Source organism: Pseudobacillus wudalianchiensis (assembly GCF_001685015.1).
Classification (GTDB): Bacteria; Bacillota; Bacilli; order Bacillales; family Domibacillaceae; genus Pseudobacillus; species Pseudobacillus wudalianchiensis.
On record NZ_MAYT01000001.1, the window covers coordinates 614,261 to 632,411 of the forward strand.

The 18,151-nt window shown below is 42.6% G+C and carries 20 protein-coding genes and 1 riboswitch; of the genes, 19 read left to right on the plus strand and 1 reads right to left on the minus strand.

Annotated elements, in window-relative coordinates; all coding sequences use genetic code 11:
* The first annotated feature begins 103 nt into the window (after positions 1-103).
* From A8F95_RS03155 to A8F95_RS03175, 5 genes are all read left to right on the plus strand, one after another.
* The gene (locus A8F95_RS03155) at positions 104-727 is read left to right on the plus strand and encodes a stage V sporulation protein AA (RefSeq protein ID WP_065409186.1); all 624 of its coding nucleotides are present in this window, start codon (positions 104-106) and stop codon (positions 725-727) included.
* Positions 711-1,145: a stage V sporulation protein AB gene (locus A8F95_RS03160; protein ID WP_065409187.1), complete on the plus strand. Its 435-nt coding sequence runs from the start codon at positions 711-713 to the stop codon at positions 1,143-1,145. The genes A8F95_RS03155 and A8F95_RS03160 overlap by 17 nt, the downstream gene beginning before the upstream one ends.
* A 23-nt stretch (positions 1,146-1,168) precedes the next feature.
* Positions 1,169-2,641, plus strand: a complete 1,473-nt coding sequence (locus A8F95_RS03165; RefSeq protein WP_065409188.1) for a spore germination protein — start codon at positions 1,169-1,171, stop codon at positions 2,639-2,641.
* Positions 2,642-2,803: 162 nt separating this feature from the next.
* Positions 2,804-4,123, plus strand: coding sequence for a diaminopimelate decarboxylase (lysA, locus tag A8F95_RS03170; RefSeq protein WP_065409189.1), 1,320 nt, complete (start codon positions 2,804-2,806; stop codon positions 4,121-4,123).
* Positions 4,124-4,354: 231 nt separating this feature from the next.
* Entirely contained in the window at positions 4,355-4,711 is a 357-nt protein-coding gene (locus tag A8F95_RS03175; RefSeq protein ID WP_065409190.1) for a GNAT family N-acetyltransferase, read from the plus strand.
* Between the two features lie 260 nt (positions 4,712-4,971).
* On the opposite strand, the gene A8F95_RS03180 is transcribed toward A8F95_RS03175, so the two are convergent.
* Positions 4,972-5,514 (minus strand): DUF309 domain-containing protein, encoded by a 543-nt coding sequence (locus A8F95_RS03180; protein WP_065409191.1) that lies wholly within the window; start codon positions 5,512-5,514, stop codon positions 4,972-4,974.
* Between the two features lie 150 nt (positions 5,515-5,664).
* On the opposite strand from A8F95_RS03180, the gene A8F95_RS03185 reads away from it, so the two are divergent.
* The 14 genes from A8F95_RS03185 to A8F95_RS03240 all read left to right on the plus strand — a co-directional run bounded on the left by A8F95_RS03185 (position 5,665) and on the right by A8F95_RS03240 (position 18,102).
* The gene (locus tag A8F95_RS03185) at positions 5,665-6,414 is read left to right on the plus strand and encodes a segregation/condensation protein A (protein WP_065409446.1); all 750 of its coding nucleotides are present in this window, start codon (positions 5,665-5,667) and stop codon (positions 6,412-6,414) included.
* Positions 6,401-6,991, plus strand: a complete 591-nt coding sequence (gene scpB / locus A8F95_RS03190) for an SMC-Scp complex subunit ScpB (protein WP_065409192.1) — start codon at positions 6,401-6,403, stop codon at positions 6,989-6,991. Before A8F95_RS03185 ends, scpB begins: the two co-directional genes overlap by 14 nt.
* 96 nt (positions 6,992-7,087) lie before the next feature.
* Complete coding sequence (locus A8F95_RS03195) at positions 7,088-8,200, plus strand: D-alanyl-D-alanine carboxypeptidase family protein (protein WP_065409193.1); 1,113 nt, start codon at positions 7,088-7,090, stop codon at positions 8,198-8,200.
* A gap of 15 nt (positions 8,201-8,215) precedes the next feature.
* Positions 8,216-8,809 (plus strand): nucleoside recognition domain-containing protein, encoded by a 594-nt coding sequence (locus A8F95_RS03200; protein ID WP_049662973.1) that lies wholly within the window; start codon positions 8,216-8,218, stop codon positions 8,807-8,809.
* Positions 8,810-9,337 (plus strand): spore maturation protein, encoded by a 528-nt coding sequence (locus tag A8F95_RS03205; RefSeq protein WP_095407425.1) that lies wholly within the window; start codon positions 8,810-8,812, stop codon positions 9,335-9,337. It begins immediately after the preceding gene.
* A gap of 186 nt (positions 9,338-9,523) precedes the next feature.
* Positions 9,524-10,255 (plus strand): pseudouridine synthase, encoded by a 732-nt coding sequence (locus A8F95_RS03210; protein ID WP_049662971.1) that lies wholly within the window; start codon positions 9,524-9,526, stop codon positions 10,253-10,255.
* Between the two features lie 170 nt (positions 10,256-10,425).
* Entirely contained in the window at positions 10,426-10,959 is a 534-nt protein-coding gene (resA, locus tag A8F95_RS03215) for a thiol-disulfide oxidoreductase ResA (RefSeq protein ID WP_049662970.1), read from the plus strand.
* 16 nt (positions 10,960-10,975) lie between these two features.
* Positions 10,976-12,589, plus strand: coding sequence for a cytochrome c biogenesis protein ResB (gene resB, locus A8F95_RS03220; protein ID WP_065409194.1), 1,614 nt, complete (start codon positions 10,976-10,978; stop codon positions 12,587-12,589).
* A gap of 135 nt (positions 12,590-12,724) precedes the next feature.
* Complete coding sequence (gene ccsB, locus A8F95_RS03225) at positions 12,725-13,912, plus strand: c-type cytochrome biogenesis protein CcsB (protein WP_065409195.1); 1,188 nt, start codon at positions 12,725-12,727, stop codon at positions 13,910-13,912.
* Between the two features lie 227 nt (positions 13,913-14,139).
* Positions 14,140-14,856, plus strand: coding sequence for a response regulator transcription factor (locus A8F95_RS03230; protein ID WP_049662964.1), 717 nt, complete (start codon positions 14,140-14,142; stop codon positions 14,854-14,856).
* Entirely contained in the window at positions 14,853-16,625 is a 1,773-nt protein-coding gene (locus A8F95_RS03235; protein WP_065409196.1) for an ATP-binding protein, read from the plus strand. Before A8F95_RS03230 ends, A8F95_RS03235 begins: the two co-directional genes overlap by 4 nt.
* A 190-nt stretch (positions 16,626-16,815) precedes the next feature.
* Positions 16,816-16,989, plus strand: a complete 174-nt coding sequence (locus tag A8F95_RS22275; RefSeq protein ID WP_176713602.1) for a hypothetical protein — start codon at positions 16,816-16,818, stop codon at positions 16,987-16,989.
* 254 nt (positions 16,990-17,243) lie between these two features.
* Positions 17,244-17,374: riboswitch (FMN riboswitch) on the plus strand.
* The gene (locus A8F95_RS22280; RefSeq protein ID WP_176713603.1) at positions 17,359-17,496 is read left to right on the plus strand and encodes a hypothetical protein; all 138 of its coding nucleotides are present in this window, start codon (positions 17,359-17,361) and stop codon (positions 17,494-17,496) included. (Overlaps the previous riboswitch by 16 nt.)
* Before the next feature lie 30 nt (positions 17,497-17,526).
* Positions 17,527-18,102 (plus strand): ECF transporter S component, encoded by a 576-nt coding sequence (locus tag A8F95_RS03240; RefSeq protein WP_065409197.1) that lies wholly within the window; start codon positions 17,527-17,529, stop codon positions 18,100-18,102.
* Positions 18,103-18,151 lie beyond the last annotated feature (49 nt).

Consider the following 18,151-nt stretch of genomic DNA (forward strand, 5'->3'; position numbering starts at 1 on the left):
CCATTGGGCCCCCGGCTTTTATTTCGTCTGGAAAGCTGTGCATGATTCTCTCTCTTCCGCCCATACTAATTGTTAACAATTTATTTAACAGGGTGGGAGACTAATGGAAGCTCCGATTTACATTCGGCTTCGCCACCGTATTCGGCACCAAGCAAACGTGCCAGTGCAGTTAAAAGAGATTGCAGAAGTGAGCGCGCCGGAAAACTTGCTGCCCGATCTGTTATCGATGGTGATTCACGAAATTAAACAGGAAGAAGGACAAATTATTATTGTTGATGCGATGACAGTTGTAGAAAAGCTGAGTCAGCATTGGCCAGGGGTGGATATTCAATTTATCGGACCGTCTCAAACGATTATTGATACAGCAGCGCAGTCAAAAAAACTGTCTATGCCCATTTTTCTATTTGTCTGGTGCCTGCTTTTTATTGGGGCAGCCCTTACGATTATGAATTTTCATGAAGATGTCAGCATGAGAGATGTACAGATCAAGCTATACGAGATTGTGACGGGAGAAAAGACAGAGTACCCGCTGATTTTCCAAATCCCCTACTCCATTGGTCTCGGGACAGGCATGGTGTTGTTTTTCAATCATCTATTCAAAAAGAGATTCAATGAAGAGCCGAGCCCGCTTGAAGTAGAAATGTTCAATTATCAACAGGATCTCGATCAATACGTGATATTGCATGAACGAAAGGAAAGCAGGAATGATGATGACTCTTCTTCATAACCTTATCCTTGTACTGGCCGGCTTTGCGGGGGGATTGGCAGTAGGGGCAGGTTATGTTGCTTTTATTACGGTTTTAGGCATCATTCCCCGTCTTATGCAAATGACCAAAACGTGGAAGAAAATCAGGAGCTATGAATGGGCGGTGATTGGGGGAGTCATGGCGGGGACGCTCGTCAGCTTTGTACCTGTTACGCTTGGTTTGACATCGCTTCTGTTGATTCCTGTCGGGTTATTGAGCGGTATTTTTATTGGTCTGTTAGCGGCAGCTTTAACAGAGGTGTTGAACGTTTTCCCTATTTTAGCAAAGAGGATTGGGATGCATGAACAGATAATCGCCCTCATGATGGCCATTGCTCTTGGAAAAATAGCTGGTTCACTGTTTCATTGGCTTTATTTTGTTTATCAACAAAGGGTTTGATCAGACAGCAGGGAGGATTCTACATGATAGATCAGAAGTTAAAAGTCCCAAAAGATCCAGAGAAAATGGATCGAATCATGAAAGAGAAGATTGGCCTCGGAGAAAGCTACGACGCTGGAGTGCGGAAGTTTACGATACTCGGGAAACAGGTGCATATCTATTATATAAACGGCTTAGCCGATTCAGATTCTATTATTAAAATTCTAACGGCGCTAACAAGACTGGACGGAAAAGAAAGAAGAAGCCTGCACGCTGCAGAAACAATTGAGAATCACCTGGTCCACGAGTCTGTTGAGCAAATCGAAAAAGTAGATGACGTCGTCGTCGAAGTGCTGTCAGGATTAATGGCTGTTGTCATTGAAGGCAGTGAAAAAGCGTTAGTTGTTGACGTCCGCAGTTATCCTGGCCGTCAGCCTGAGGAGCCGGATACGGAAAAAGTCGTCCGTGGTTCGCGGGATGGGTATGTAGAGAATATTGTGGTGAATACGGCACTGACGAGAAGAAGGATAAGAGATGGCCGTGTTCGCTTTGAAATGACAAAAGTGGGAAAACGATCTAAGACTGATATTGCGATCGCTTACATCGAAGGAGTCGCCGACCCTGATCTTGTCAAAATTATCAAGAAGGAATTAGATGCAATTGATATTGATGGGATTCCAATGGCTGATAAAACGATTGAGGAATTTATTGTGAAACAAGGGTATAATCCATACCCCATTGTCCGCTATACAGAAAGAGCAGATATTGGAGCAGTTCATTTACTGGAAGGGCATGTGCTGTTATTTGTAGACACTTCGCCAAGCGTCATCATTCTGCCAGCTACTTTCTTCCACCACATGCAGCATGCGGAAGAATACCGGCAGTCGCCGGCCGTAGGTACTTTCGTCCGCTGGATTCGATTTATCGGTGTCTTGCTTTCGTTGTTTTTGCTGCCGTTCTGGCTTCTAGTTTCCATTGAACCTGGTTTGCTGCCCCATGCTATCGAATTCATTGGACCGAATAAGAAAACGAACATACCACTCGTTCTGCAGTTATTCATTGCCGATATTGGGATTGAATTTTTGAGGATTGCGGCTATTCACACGCCAACTCCATTGTCCACAGCTATGGGATTAATTGCCGCTGTACTCATTGGTCAAATTGCGATCGATGTCGGTTTATTCGTGCCTGAAGTTATTTTGTATGCAGCGATAGCGGGCATTGGTACTTTTGCAACGCCGAGCTACGAAGTCAGCATCGCCAATAAATTATTTCGCATGTTTTTGCTTGCCGTTGTCGCAATCTTTAAGGTGCCCGGCTTTATGATCGGTAGTACAGTGATTATTATTTATTTAGCAAGAATGCGCGCTTTGAATACACCTTATTTATGGCCTTTGCTGCCGTTTGATCCAAAAGCATTTTCCCAAGTATTCATTCGGCGGGCTATCCCCGGTTCAAAGCTTCGTCCAAGCATCGTACATCCGGAAGACCTTTACAGACAACCGTCCGAGAAATAACGATGTTGAGGAGAAAAGCAATGTATGGTATATTACTTTTAATCTAAATTTTTGTTTGCTGATAGACAGTCTGCTACAGAGCAGCTGTCTATTTCTTCTAAGATATCATCGCAACAAAACAACACGACCGGCAAACAAAACTTCAAGAACCGAGGTGAGGGCATGTATAATTATGGAACGGCTTGTATAAACAAAGAAGGTCATTTGGAAGTTGGGGGAATAGATGTTGTCAGCTTAGCTGAACATTATGGTACGCCTCTCTATATTTACGATGTAGCATTGATTCGGCAGAGAGCCCGGGGGTTTAAGAACACGTTTGAGCAGCTTGGTGTGACAGCCCAGGTTGCTTATGCAAGTAAAGCTTTTGCAGCTATTGGTATGATGCAGCTAGCTAATCAAGAAGGGTTGTCTCTGGACGTGGTTTCCGGAGGAGAGCTCTACACAGCGATGAAAGCGGGCTTTCCAGCCGAGCGCATTCATTTTCATGGCAACAACAAAAGCCGAGAAGAACTAGTGATGGCACTTGAACATCGCATCGGCTGCATCGTGGTTGATAATTTTTATGAATTGGAACTTTTGGAATCGATCTGCAAGGAAAAAAGTGAGAAAGTAAACATTTTGCTGCGCGTTACGCCGGGAATAGAAGCCCATACGCACGATTACATTTTAACCGGACAGGAAGATTCTAAGTTCGGATTTGACTTGAACAATGGACAAGCAGAAGAAGCATTGAAAAGGGCAATGGATATGACAGGGGTAGAAGTATTAGGCCTTCATTGCCATATCGGTTCTCAAATTTTTGAAACAACGGGTTTCAAACTTGCTGCTGATAAAATTATCCAAAAGCTCTCTGAATGGAAAAACCGCTTCCAGTTTGAATCAAAAGTTTTAAATCTTGGCGGGGGATTTGGTATCCGGTATACAGAAGAGGACGAGCCCCTTGAGCCTGCTAAATATGTAGAAGAGATCATTAAGGAAGTTCAAAAGAAGACAGACGAGCACAATCTTGCTATGCCGGAAATTTGGATTGAACCGGGCCGCTCGCTTGTCGGTGATGCGGGGATTACGCTTTACAGTATCGGTTCTGAAAAGTTCGTTCCGGAAGTAAGAAAGTATTTGGCTATAGATGGCGGCATGAACGATAATATTCGTCCTGCTCTTTACAATGCAAAATATGAAGCTATACTTGCTAACCGCGCTAACGATCCGGTTGAAGAAACCGTCTCCATCGCTGGCAAGTGCTGTGAATCTGGTGACATGCTTATTTGGGATTTACCGCTTCCTAAAGCATCTCACAATGATCTTCTTGCTGTCTTTTGCACAGGAGCGTATGGCTATTCAATGGCGAATAATTATAACCGTATTCCTAGACCGCCGGTAGTGTTCGTCGAAAATAGCCAGGCAGAATTAGTGATTAGACGGGAAAGCTATGACGACTTGGTAAAGCTTGATTTGCCGTTGAATGTGACAGTAAAACAATAGCTAACCACCGTCGACTAGAGGTGAAATGATGTGGACAAAAAGAATATACTGCTCTTTATCATATTGCTAATATTCGCCGTTGGCTGGGGATTCTATTATGCCTTTTTTATTATGAAATAAATGGAAGGGAAGTTGAAAAAGCTCCATTTATTTAGTAACATAGTAAATAGTGAACAAAAACAAGGAATAGTAGCAATTTAGATTGAGAATTAAACTGAAGAGGGACTTGGGATGCTGATTCGTTATAAAAAACCTTTTGAAAAAATCGCCATGGGTTTGCTGTCATTCATGCCTGAAGAAAGAGATATTAAAAAGCTTCAAGAAACAATGAAGGCTTATGAAACAGCAGACGACTGGCAGTTGTATTTATGGAAAGAAGAAGATATTGTTGGCGCAATCGGAGCCAGAGTCACAGCGGATGAAGTAGAGATTCAGCATATTAGCGTGAATCCTTCCTATAGACAGGAAGGGATCGGCAAGAAAATGATAAAAGCATTAAAAGACATGTATTCGGATAAACAAATTATACCTAATTCGACTACATCTGCATTCTTTTATAAGTGTGAACAAGAAGAAGACCCGGCATAAGGAGCCAGGGTCTTCTTTCAAGCTTTGACAAACGTTCGCTTTCTTCGTTGCTCGCCTGCCTGCGGTGCTCATGACCATCATGGTCGTTCCGCTTCTCGTCAGGTTTCGCGCCTCGAAAGACAAACGCTTGCAATCAGCCTGGTGGTGTATAAAGTAAAAAGACCCGGTATAACGACCCCGGGTCTTCTTTTTCGCATTTTAGCGTAGGCTCAAGAAAAAAAGATGACTGCTTCAATAGATGTCTGCCCATTAGCAGAAGCTTAAGGATTAGCAGGCGGGTCCATTGTTGGCAGCAATTTACGGCGTTCCCTTAAAGACTGTTCACGGGCGGCGAGCACCTGTGATCGATCCCTTACTAAGTGCTTGTTATATAAATAATTGGGATCACTTTCGAGAGAAAGGGCACCGCTTTCTAAGAAGTGGCGATATTGTTGAACCACTTTTTGATCAGCAAAAGGAATTGTCATGTCAGTAAATGATGTTCCTGCTTTTATTTCCTGGAGACGATGAGTAAACTGGTTAATAAACGTTTCGCTGTCAATGCCAAGAGCGGTTAACTCATCTTTGCGCTTTTTAAAGATTTTCAGTGCTTTACCTGCTAATTTTTGGGCTCCCGAAAGATTTCCTCGGCGATGATGATATAGAGAAACGGCTGCTTGGATCAATCCGACCCAGACAGAGTCCCGTGATTGGTCTGTTTTTTCTTTCCAATATTCTTCTAATACTTCATGGCATTCAAAATAATCATGATTTTCATGAAAGTAAACTAAAAAACTCAAATACGGCAACGGAAAAGAATACATGAAAGTCCTCCCACATGAGATACATACTCTTTCTACTTTACCACGTCCTTCACATTTCAATCAAATTGAAAAAATGGCTGGACACGAACGGTGATTCCTCTATACTAAAAAAAGGGATCGATTAAAGATCAAGAAAAACTGGTGATGAAAATGCAATATAATGTAAAAACAGAAGTGTTTGAGGGGCCGCTTGATTTGTTGCTGCATTTAATTCAGCGGCTGGAAATAGATATATATGATATCCCGATGGCGGAAATTACAGAACAGTATCTTTTGTTTATCCATGCGATGAAAGAGCTTGAACTAGATGTAGCGAGTGAATATTTAGTGATGGCTGCAACGCTTCTCGCTATTAAAAGCAAGACGCTTCTTCCTGTTCATGAGGAAGAGGAAGCGGAGGAGCTGTGGGAGGAAGACCCGCGTGAAGAATTGGTTGAACAGTTGGTGGAATACAGGAAATTTAAAGAGGCAGCCAAGAAGCTTCAAGATAAAGAGCAGGAGCGCGGACAAATTTTTACAAAACCCCCCAGTGATCTAACGGCTTTTAGCAGCGAAGAAACGACCGTGTCTGATTTAAATGTAACAGTGTATGATATGCTCGGAGCCTTCCATAAGCTTCTCCGACGCCAAAAATTAAAGCGCCCTTATACAGCGACAGTAGCAAGGCAGGAGATTCCGATTGAAAGAAGGATGGATGAAATTCTATCCGTGCTAAAACAAAGCCGGAAGCTGTTTAAATTTGAAGAATTGTTTACTGAAGGAGACAAAGAAGTAGTAGTTGTTAGCTTTCTAGCTGTTCTGGAATTAATGAAACAAAATGAGATTATAGTAGAGCAGCAGGAGAACTTTTCAGAGTTGTTCATCCGAGCGAAAGGAGGAGCAGACGATGGCGATTATTAATTGGTTAGGTATAACAGAGAGCCTGCTTTTTGCTGCAGGTGATGGAGGATTGACTTTAAAGCAGCTTGCCCAAGTGCTTGAAATAGAGGAATTCGAAGCGGCGGGTATTATAGAAGAATTAAAAGAGAGATATGAAAAGGAAGAAGAACGAGGCATCGGTTTAATGGAATTGGCCGGAACTTATCAACTCGCAACGAAAAGGGAGCATGCTCCTTATTTAAAAAAATTGGTCGAGAGCAGTCAGCCACAGACTCTCTCCCAAGCTGCACTTGAAACTCTAGCCATTGTCGCGTATAAACAGCCGATTACGAGGGCAGAGATTGAAGACATTCGTGGAGTGAAAACAGAAAGTGCTCTTCATACGCTTGTCGTTAAAGGGCTAATTCAGGAAACAGGGCGCAGCGAGGGACCAGGGCGGCCCATTCTGTACGGTACAACGAAGGAATTTCTCGATTGTTTTGGATTAAGGGATTTGGCGGAATTGCCGCCGCTTTCCGAAGAATTAACTTCAGCTGAACCAGAAGAAGCTGATTTGTTTTTTGAACAATTTGAGCAAGTATTTTCAAACGAATCCTAAAAAAGCGGCATATGCCGCTTTTTTTATTTTTCTATTCATTCTAAATGAGCTCGTCTGGCATATATTTGTACAAATGAGCAAGGGAGAGAAGAGTGGATGAAAAAAAAGCTGCCAATTGCCATCCTGGCTTTCCTGCTGTTTCTGGCAACCGGAACACCCGCAGCAGCCGAGCCGAGTGCAGCGAGTGCTGTATTAATGGAACAGCAAAGTGGACGAGTTCTTTACGCGAAAAACCCTCATGCTGTCATGCGCATTGCCAGTATTACAAAAATTATGACAGCCATCATAGCGATCGAATCGGACAAGCTTGATGAAAAAGTAAAAGTAAGCGAGCGGGCTGTACACACCGAAGGATCGTCAGTTTACTTAAAAAAAAGAGAGAAAATTCCGCTTGAAGATTTAGTATACGGACTAATGCTGCGTTCGGGAAATGATGCGGCAGTCGCTATTGCCGAGCATGTCGGCGGAAGCTTAGAAGGATTTGTCTACCTCATGAATGAAAAAGCTAAAGAAATTGGCATGAAGCATACGTACTTTGCTAATCCGCATGGGTTAGATGACAGCGAAAAGCACCGTTCCACCGCTTATGATATGGCTCTGTTGACAAGGTATGCCATGAAAAATGCCGAGTACCGTAAGATTTCAGGAACGGAAGTATACAGGTCTCCTGATCCGGACGGGGAATGGGATCGAATTTGGTATAACAAAAACCGTCTGTTAACAGAAAAGTATAAGTATTGTACGGGCGGCAAAACCGGATATACGAAAAAAGCAAAGCGGACACTTGTCACAACTGCCACAAAAGGGGATTTGGATTTAATTGCCGTCACGTTAAATGCTCCGGATGATTGGAATGATCATATTTACCTTTATGAACAAGGCTTTTTGAAGTATGATCCGAAAATCATTCTCCAAAAAGGAGAAGTAAAAGCAGGAAACCATCCTTTTTACAAAGGGAATATTTATCTGAAGAGAGATGTCGTCTATCCTTTAACGAAAAAAGAAGAAAAGCAGGTTGCGATCCGGTTCCATATGTTGAAACCAAAAAAGCAGTGGCAAAATGGGGAAGTGCCGCCTGTTGTAGGACAAGCAGAAGTGTATTTGAAAAAAGAGAAGCTGTATTCCTTGCCAGTATATTATAAAAATGAACAAAAAAAGCAGGAACCATCAATTTGGGAAAAGTGGAAGGAATGGTTGCCTTGGTCATGAATGGCGGAATAGAATATGGTTAACTTTATATGGGTAGGGCTGACAATTATTGGTCTTGTTTTTGCAGCTGTAAATGGGAGAATGGAGGAAGTGAATGAAGCTGTTTTTAAATCAGCCGGTGAAGCAGTGACCATTTGTATTGGTCTTGTTAGCGTGCTCGTATTTTGGCTCGGATTGATGAGGATAGCCGAGGAGGCGGGGCTGCTTAGGCAGCTGGCTCGGCTAGTTGAACCATTTGCCAAAAGGCTTTTTCCTGAAGTCCCCTCTGGACATCCGGCAATGGGATATATCCTTTCCAATATGACAGCTAATTTTTTCGGGCTCGGAAATGCCGCCACTCCGCTCGGCATTAAAGCGATGGAGGAGCTGAAGCGGCTTAACGGCGGGAAGGCAGAAGCGAGTCGTTCTATGATCACTTTCCTCGCCATTAATACATCGAGCATTACCTTGATCCCGACGACTGTGCTCGCTATTCGCTTTTCTTATCATTCCGCTTCTCCCGCCGAAATCATTGCTCCTACTATTTTTGCGACTGCCTGTTCGACAATGGCGGCAATTGCCATTGACCGTTTCTTTTATATACGAAGAAGAAAAAAGGAGGGGAAGTAAGTGGCATGGCTTTCTCTCATGTCCATGTGGCTTATTCCAGCCATGATTGCTTTCATCCTGCTGTACGGAACATTTAAAAAAGTACCGACATATGAGAGTTTTGTAGAGGGAGGGAAAGAAGGCATTCATATCGCTGTTTCCATTATTCCTTATTTAATTGGGATGATGGTAGCGATTGGGATATTTCGGGCTTCAGGAGCATTAGATAGTTTAGTAGAATGGGTGAGACCAGTCCTATTATGGATTGGGCTGCCGCCGGAAGTATTTCCGCTCGCGATCATCCGGCCCATTTCCGGAAATGCAGCCCTTGGAATGGTGAGCGATTTAATTGCTGTCCATGGACCGGATTCTTTTATTGGGCGGCTCGCTTCAGTGATGCAGGGGAGTACAGATACGACCTTTTACGTATTAACGGTTTATTTTGGAGCGGTAGGAATTAAGAAAATGGGGGATGCGTTAAAGGTTGGACTATGGGCTGATGTAGCAGGATTTATTGCAGCCCTTGTGATTGTGTCTTGGATGTTTTAAATCATAGTATTCTAACTCTGATGAGCGGTTCCTGCATTCGCAGGAACCGCTTTTTTTTAGCGGGAACAAATAGAAAAGGGAAACAGGTACAATATCATGATTTTAGAAGAATGCTCTTCCTTTTCTTATTTGAATGGATGTGTAATAATGCATAAGGATACATACTGAAAACATGAGGTGAAAAGAATGGAACGATTACAAAAGGTAATTGCCCAAGCTGGCATCGCTTCCAGACGAAAAGCGGAAGAGTTGATCATAGAAGGAAAAGTAAAGGTAAATGGAAAAGTTGTAACAGAGCTTGGTACAAAAGTGGGAGTTTCTGATCGAGTAGAAGTAGGCGGAGTCCCGGTTGAACGAGAAAGAAAAGTTTATTATTTATTTTACAAGCCGCGGGGCGTGATTTCGGCTGTATCGGATGATAAGCAGCGTAAAGTGGTAACAGATTTTTTCCCGTTCGTTGAGCAGCGGATTTTTCCGGTAGGCCGCTTAGATTATGATACATCGGGCTTGTTAATCTTAACGAATGATGGAGAATTCTCTAATTTGCTTACTCACCCGCGCTATCAAATAGATAAAACGTATGTTGCTCGTTTGAATGGAATTCCTCAACGCCATCTGCTCAAAAGGCTAGCAGAAGGGATCCAGCTAGAAGACGGCAAGACGGCCCCTGCTAGAGTGAAGGAGTTGTCGGTTGATCGAAAGAAACAGCGGGCATTGATCGAGATCACGATTCATGAAGGCAGGAACCGCCAAGTAAGGCGTATGTTTGAAGCGATTGGCTTTGAAGTGCAAAAGTTAAAAAGAGAGCGCTATGCTTTTTTAAATTTAAATGGATTGAATGCTGGGGAATTTCGGGAACTTACCACTCATGAAGTGAAACAGCTGCGCACGTTGGCTGAGACAGGCTCTTTGCGATAAGTGATGAAACTGTCACATATCCTTCAAATCCCTTTTCATCAGAAAAAAGACAAAATGGTATAATGGGGGTAGTTTTGAATGTTTTTTGTCGAATAACTACAGTTAATCTTCCCATTCGTTGAAGGATAAGTAGAAAAACAGATGTCTATACTTCATAAGGAGGGCCAGTCTTGAACAAGAAGAAAAAAAGGTTAGTCATTCGCTCTATTATTTTAGCAATACTTGCGATCGCGGTTGGCTATACGTTTTATTCGAATTTGACGAAAGAAGCACGCGGCAATTTAAAGGAAGGTGATCAAGCGCCTGACTTTGTGCTAACGGATTTATCGGGTAAAGAACGACAGTTATCCGACTATAAAGGAAAGGGCGTTTTCTTGAATTTTTGGGGCAGCTGGTGTGAGCCGTGTAAAAAAGAAATGCCTCACATGGAAAAACTGTCTAAAGAGTTCAAGGAACAAGGGGTTGAGGTCCTCGCCGTGAATGTCGGCGATTCGGAGTTGCAGACGAAGAAATTCGCTAAGCAGTACGGACTGACTTTCCCGATCGCCATTGACTCGACGAAGGAAGTGCAGGATGCGTACGGGATTAACCCGCTGCCGGCTACTTTTATGATCAGCCCAGACGGGAAAGTTGAACAAATTGTTATTGGGGGATTAGTGAAAGAAGAACAGGTTCGCGCTTTGTTTGAAAAAGTGAAACCTTAACTTAAGGAGTTTTAGTATGGGGAAAGTAAAATGTGAATGTGGCCACGTAAATCCACATGGAACGATTTTATGTGAGTCTTGCGGCAGGGCACTGACAGAAGAAGCCCAAAGGGAAAAGCTTCATGATATGCGTTATGAAGGCAGTGCCCGGCGATCACAAACGTACAACAAAACGATTATTGATAAAGTGTGGAACTTTTTCTCTTCTGTTAAAGTTGGGATTTGGCTGATTGTGCTAACGTTAATTGCCTCTTCTATCGGGACGATTTTTCCGCAAAAGCTATTTATTCCGAACAATGTCTCTCCGGAAACTTATTATGAAGACACTTACGGCGTAGCTGGTAAGATCTATTACACGCTCGGTTTTTATGATTTATATAATTCTATTTGGTTTATTGGTTTAATTGCGGCAATCGGCGTGTCACTCGTGATTTGTAGTCTAGACCGTGTCATTCCATTATACCGGGCGTTGAAAAATCAGCGTGTTGCCCGGCATAGCTCGTTCATGAAAAAGCAGCGTTTGTTCACTTCAAAAGAAGGGACACTTCAATCTGGCGAGCTTGATAAAGTAAAAGAAAAATTGAAAAGCAAACGTTATCATATCCGGGAAGAAGAGGGAAGTCTTCTTGCTGAAAAAGGACGTTTTTCCCGCTGGGGCCCTTATATCAATCATATTGGATTAATTATCTTTCTAATTGGCGCCATGCTCCGCTCTACAGAGGGGATGTATACGGATGCGATGTTATGGATTCGTGAAGGAGAAACGCTCGAGATCCCAGGGACACAGGGAGAATATTACTTAAAAAACGAAAAATTCACAATTGAAAATTACGATGAAAAGAAAGACCCTGAAGTTTTCAAGGAAGCCCTTAAACGAACAGGAGGCGTCGTGAAGAATTACCAAACTGATGCTGTTCTTTATCGGGATGAAAACCGGGATCTTCCAGGAGCAAAGCCAAAACTTGTGAAAGTAAAAGACGCGGAGATCAGGGTGAACGAGCCGCTAAAGTTTGATAAGTTTGCTCTTTATCAGGATAGCTACAGCAAAGATGAAATGAAGGCAATGGAATTCGCTTTAGCCGACAAAGCCACGCAAAAAGAAGCGGGAAGAGTAAAGATTGATCTCTTTAATCCAAAGGATACATACGATCTTGGCAAGGGGTATAAGGTCGAAATAATTGGTTACTACCCTGATTATGATGGCATTGGATCAGACGGGGAACCGAAAACAAAGTCTCCGCTTCCGAACAATCCAGCCTTCTTATTTAAAATGATCTCCCCCGAGCATCCAAAGGGAGAAATCAGTTTTACAGCGATCCGTCAAACGCTTGAACCTGTTGGAAAAACGGATTATAAAATGGAGTTTAGGGGAATCGAAACGCGGAATATTTCTGCCTTGACGGTTCGCAAAGATTTAACTTTATGGATACTTGGTCTAGGTGGAGCGATCTTTATGATTGGAGTTATTCAAGGGGCCTATTGGAACCATCGTCGTTTGTGGATTCGTGAAATAAACGGTGAAATCTATGTTGCTGCCCATACGAATAAAAATTGGCATGGGTTAAAGCGGGAGATCAATTCCGTGATTGAAGGCACATCCGTTCCGATCCCAGAAGACCAACAAGGATAGTGGGAGACTATGGTGCAACTAAGTTGATGTTGACTTGTGAGTGACCTTTCTTTATTTAGAAATGAACGTGCAAAAAATGAGGCCGACAATCAACTATAGTGTGGCATAGCTTAATTTAAAAGGAGGAAGTATCCTATGTCCGATTTAGTCCAATGGAGCGGAAATCTACTATACGCTTCATTTATTATGTATTTAGTCGCCACTTTTTTCTTCGGCGGAGCGATTCGTCCAAAGAAAAATGGTGAAAAACAGGAAGAGAACCGTTGGGGAAAGCTGGGAATTACGGTAGCCATCATTGGCTTCATTTCCCAGCTAGGTTACTTTTTTACTCGTTGGGCCGCTTCAGGACATGCGCCTGTAAGTAACTTATTTGAATTTATTACGTTTTTCTCAATGATGTTAGTTGGTGCTTTTATTATTATTTATTTTATGTACCGCCTCCCGGTGCTTGGCGTATTTGCTTTGCCCGTCGCCCTTGTCATTATTGCCTATGCGAGTATGTTTCCGCGGGACATTAGTCCGCTTATCCCGGCGCTGCAAAGCCAATGGCTGCATATTCACGTAACAACGGTTGCGGCCGGGGAAGGGATCCTTGCTATTAGCTTTATTGCAGGATTAGTTTATTTAATCAAAACAATTGATCAGTCGAAGCGTAATAAACAGACGTTTTGGCTTGAAATGATTATGTATAGCCTTGTGGCTGTTATCGGGTTTGTTGCTGTTACGACGACTTTCACGCTGTCTGGTTATGAAGCGCAATTTGAGTACGTGAATAAGGACGGCAATGTCGCAAAAGAAACGTTTACGATTCCGGCTATTGTTGGTCCAAATGAAAGTAAATTGCTAACAGACGGAAAATTTGAGCCGATTGTCGATATGCCAGCCTTTATTAATGCCAAGAAATTGAACACTACACTTTGGTCACTTGCTGCCGGCGCTGTATTGTACGGTTTACTTCGTCTATTGACAAGAAAGCGAATGGGCGCTCTCGTGCAGCCGCTCGTTAAAAACGTTAATACGGATTTGATGGACGAGGTAAGCTACCGTTCTATCTTAATCGGTTTTCCTGTTTTCACGCTTGGCGGCCTGATTTTTGCGATGATTTGGGCGCAGATTGCTTGGACTAGATTCTGGGGATGGGACCCAAAAGAAGTGTGGGCGCTTATTACTTGGCTTTTCTATGCTGCCTTTTTACATTTACGCTTATCGAAAGGCTGGCATGGAGAAAAGTCTGCCTGGCTTGCCGTAATCGGGTTTGTCATTATTATGTTTAACCTGGTTGCTGTTAATCTAGTCATTGCTGGTTTGCATTCGTATGCTTGATCGTCTCCGCTCCGCGCGGGGGCTTCACGCCTTGAAAGACAAGCGTTTTCAATGAGCCTGAGATATTGAAAATAGACTTTGTCTATATTCTTTCGTCTCCGCCCTGTGCGGGGGCTTTTTTATAAGGCGCGAATAAATTGAAAAACCGTTTTAATTAGTTAATAATAAAAAAGACAAGCTTATCGGAATTACGATGAATTTTATTGTGCAAACAGGGAGGAATTCAGGTGGATAACGAACTGAAAATTTTAGTCGTTGATGATGAAGAAAGGATACGCCGTTTACTGCGGATGTATTTAGAGAGGGAAAACTACGAAGTAGATGAAGCGGAAGATGGAGAAGCCGCTCTTGAGCTTGCGTTAAATAAAGAGTACGATTGTATATTACTCGATATTATGATGCCAGGAAAAGACGGCATTGAGGTGTGCCGAGAGCTGCGGGAAAAGAAATCAACGCCTGTTATTATGTTAACAGCAAAAGGCGAAGAGGCAAACCGTGTACAGGGATTTGAAGTCGGCACCGATGACTATATTGTTAAGCCGTTCAGCCCTAGAGAAGTTGTTCTTCGGGTAAAGGCACTTTTAAGAAGGTCGTCGCCAACCTCTTATTTGCAAACCGATACAAAGTCAAAAGACTTAATTGTTTACCCTCATTTAACCATTGATAATGATGCTCATCGTGTGACGGCAGATGGGGAAGAAGTAAACTTAACGCCTAAAGAATACGAATTGCTTTACTTTCTTGCTAAATCACCAGATAAAGTATTCGACCGGGAGCATTTATTAAAAGAAGTGTGGCATTATGAGTTTTTTGGTGACCTTCGAACAGTAGATACACATGTGAAGCGCCTGCGCGAAAAATTAAATAAAGTGTCAGAAAAGGCATCAAAAATGATTGTGACCGTGTGGGGGGTAGGTTATAAATTCGAGGTAGTGAATGAATGAAACTTTGGAGAAGTGTAGTAGGGAAGCTATGGATGACCATTTTACTGCTGGTTTCCTTTGTTCTCTTTTTCCTGACGATTTTGCTATTAGAGTTTTTTGAGAACTATCATACAAATGAAGTGGAAAGAGAATTATCGGAAACAGCTGTAAAAATTTCTAAAGTGATCTCTGATCATGAAAACAAAACAACAGGAATGGAAGTAGCGTGGGAGTTAGTGGATCGACCTGTTCACGTCATTATCGCCGAGAATAGGGATACGTTTCATTACTCACCGAGTGATCCGGCTTCTAAAAGGCTTAAACAGAGTGAAATCGTGAATGACCCTACACTTTCCCGTGTGTTTACAGACAAAAAGAAAGTAAAGGCGGAGCTAGAGGTAGACGAAGACGGCCGATCTAATCGTCATGAGAATTCGATCGCCATTGCCGTTCCCTTGAAAATGAATAAGGGAGAAGATGGTGCGGTTATTATTTACCAATCACTTGAAGTGATAAAAGAAACGTCCCATCAGACAACGAAGCTAATCTTGCTCGCTGCTGGCATTGCTATATTTTTGACAACCATTTTCGCGTTCTTTTTATCCACAAGGATCACGGCTCCATTGCGCAAAATGCGAGAAGCGGCAAATGAACTGACAAAAGGAAATTTCGATACGACTGTCCCCATTTTAACAACAGATGAAATTGGCGCGCTTGCTACTTCATTTAATCAAATGGCGAAACAACTAAATCATAATATCCATGCACTGAATCAGGAAAAAGAGCAGTTAGCAAGTATTTTAAGCAGTATGGCAGATGGCGTCATGACCTTTAATCGGGATGGAACTATCCTCATTACTAACCCGCCCGCAGAGCGCTTCTTGCAAAATTGGTATTATGAAGTAGGAAAAGAAAATCCAAAACAAACGATGCCTTCGCTTGTCGAGGATCTTCTCAAAGAGGCTGTTCAAACAGAAACAGAAAAGATTGGTGAGTTCTCCATGCAGGGCCGTTCTTACGTTATCATTGTTAGTCCGCTGTATAATGGAAAAGCGGTCCGTGGAGCAGTGGCTGTCGTTCGTGATATGACGGAAGAACGCCGCCTTGATAAGTTGAGAAAAGATTTTGTTGCGAATGTGTCTCATGAACTTCGCACTCCCATTTCAATGCTTCAAGGATATAGTGAGGCAATTATTGACGACATTGCCGCTACTGAAGATGAAAAAAGAGAAATGGCTCGAATTATTTACGATGAATCGCTGCGGATTGGCCGGCTTGTGAATGAGCTGTTAGATTTAGCTCGTATGGAAGCAGGGCATATTTCTTTAAATCTGGAAGAAATTGATTTCCCAGCCTTTATTAAGCGGGTGACCGATAAGTTTCAAGGGCTTGCGAAAGAAAAGCATATTGATCTGACATGGCAGATTCCTAGCGAACAAGTCATCGTTAAATTGGATCCAGACCGAATTGAACAAGTCTTAACGAATTTAATAGACAATGCTTTACGCCATACACCAGAACACGGTTTCGTTAAAGTGAGCTGTGAATATAGGACAGACGGTCACCATGTGTCTGTGCAGGATTCAGGAGCAGGCATCAGCGAAGAGGATTTGCCCTTTGTATTCGAGCGCTTTTACAAAGGAGACAAAGCAAGAACGAGAGGCCGTTCCGGAACAGGACTCGGACTTTCTATTGCTAAAAACATTATCTCTGCCCATAATGGCAGTATCAAAGTGCAGAGCAAATTGGGACAAGGTACTATATTTTCATTCCGGTTACCAAGAGAATAAATGTTTCTAGCCTTTATGATGTTAGGGCATGAGCATTCAGTCTGCCAGTCGTGAAGAAAGTGAGTGCTTGTCAGCGGCCTGCAAAGCATTTGCAGCTTTTATCGTTTATCTAGAAAAGTAGTCATACTGGAAACACTTTCCGTCATACAACTAATAGGGCAGTAAAAAAGCAAGTTGGAGGCGGTACAACATGAAAGACTACGTGAAACGTTTTATGATCGCTTTGCTTATGGGGGTATGTGTTAGTTTGCTGATGATCGGCGGAGGGCTTGCCCAGTCAAAAAGTGAAAAGAAGCAGTCTCAGGTTCAAACTGGTGATCTTGAAGGCACGATTGGAATGCTACATACAAGCAAGGCTGCTTAGCGCAAGTATGGAAATAGCAGAAGCTATTAGCTGTGTCGGACGTCTGATCAAGTTTACTTTATTCACTGATCGCTTGGTCTTTAGGCATAGCAGTTGGCTGTCGGAGACATAAAGCATGAAAAAGCGAGCGTTTGTCAACAGCTTGAAGCAAGGGGATCCCCTTGCTTTTTTTTTATAAGGTTGTTATCATTAAATAAATCTATTAAGATTCTCTTGTCGCAATGACATGAGAATCTTAGTGGAAAAAATTTTATATTCATCTTCGGGGCAGGGTGCAATTCCCGACCGGCGGTATGGAAAGAATGTTTTCCGAGCCCGCGAGCCGAAAGGTTGATTTGGTGAGAAGCCAAAGCCGACAGTATAGTCTGGATGGGAGAAGGTGAAGGTCTGCCAACGTTCAAAAAGTGCAGATTTGAACGTTTATTTGAGTATGACTTTTCTTCCCCTAAGCGAGCAGCTTGGGGGATTGTCGTTTCTCGAGGGTTTTGGCAGCCTTTCTTCTTATGAATGATGAATGAGAAGAAGGAGAGAATGATCGTGAGAAAAATGAATATTCGTACGCTGACGTCTGTGGGGTTATTAAGTACACTGTCTTATCTATTAATGCTGTTGAACTTTCCAATCCCCCCATTTCCGAGCTTTTTAATGATTGATTTCAGCGATATACCTGCACTAATCGCTGCTATTATCTTTGGGCCGCTTGCAGGTATCATGGTCGAACTAGTGAAAAATGTAATAGACTTCTTTATGACTGGGAGTCCGACAGGTGTACCTGTTGGCCACTTAGCCAATTTCGTTGCTGGCATCACGTTTATTCTTCCAGTTTATTATGTGTACAAAAAATTCGAATCGAAAAAAGGATTAACCTTTGCTTTAGTAGTAGGTACATTGTTTATGGCGATGATGATGAGTGTGTTAAATTACTATATTATCCTGCCCGCCTACACACTTTTCCTAAACGCACCAGCAATGAGTGCTCCGGAAACGAAGCAAATGGTTGTCTCAGCTATTCTGCCCTTTAACATTGTAAAAGGAGTTCTGATGGCTACTCTATTCATGTTAATTTACTCCCGTATTCATGTGTGGATGCGCAAGCAGGCAGCCGCTTTATAAAAATAGAGTTGTAGGGAAGAAGCTCTAAAAGTCACAAATAGGACTTTTA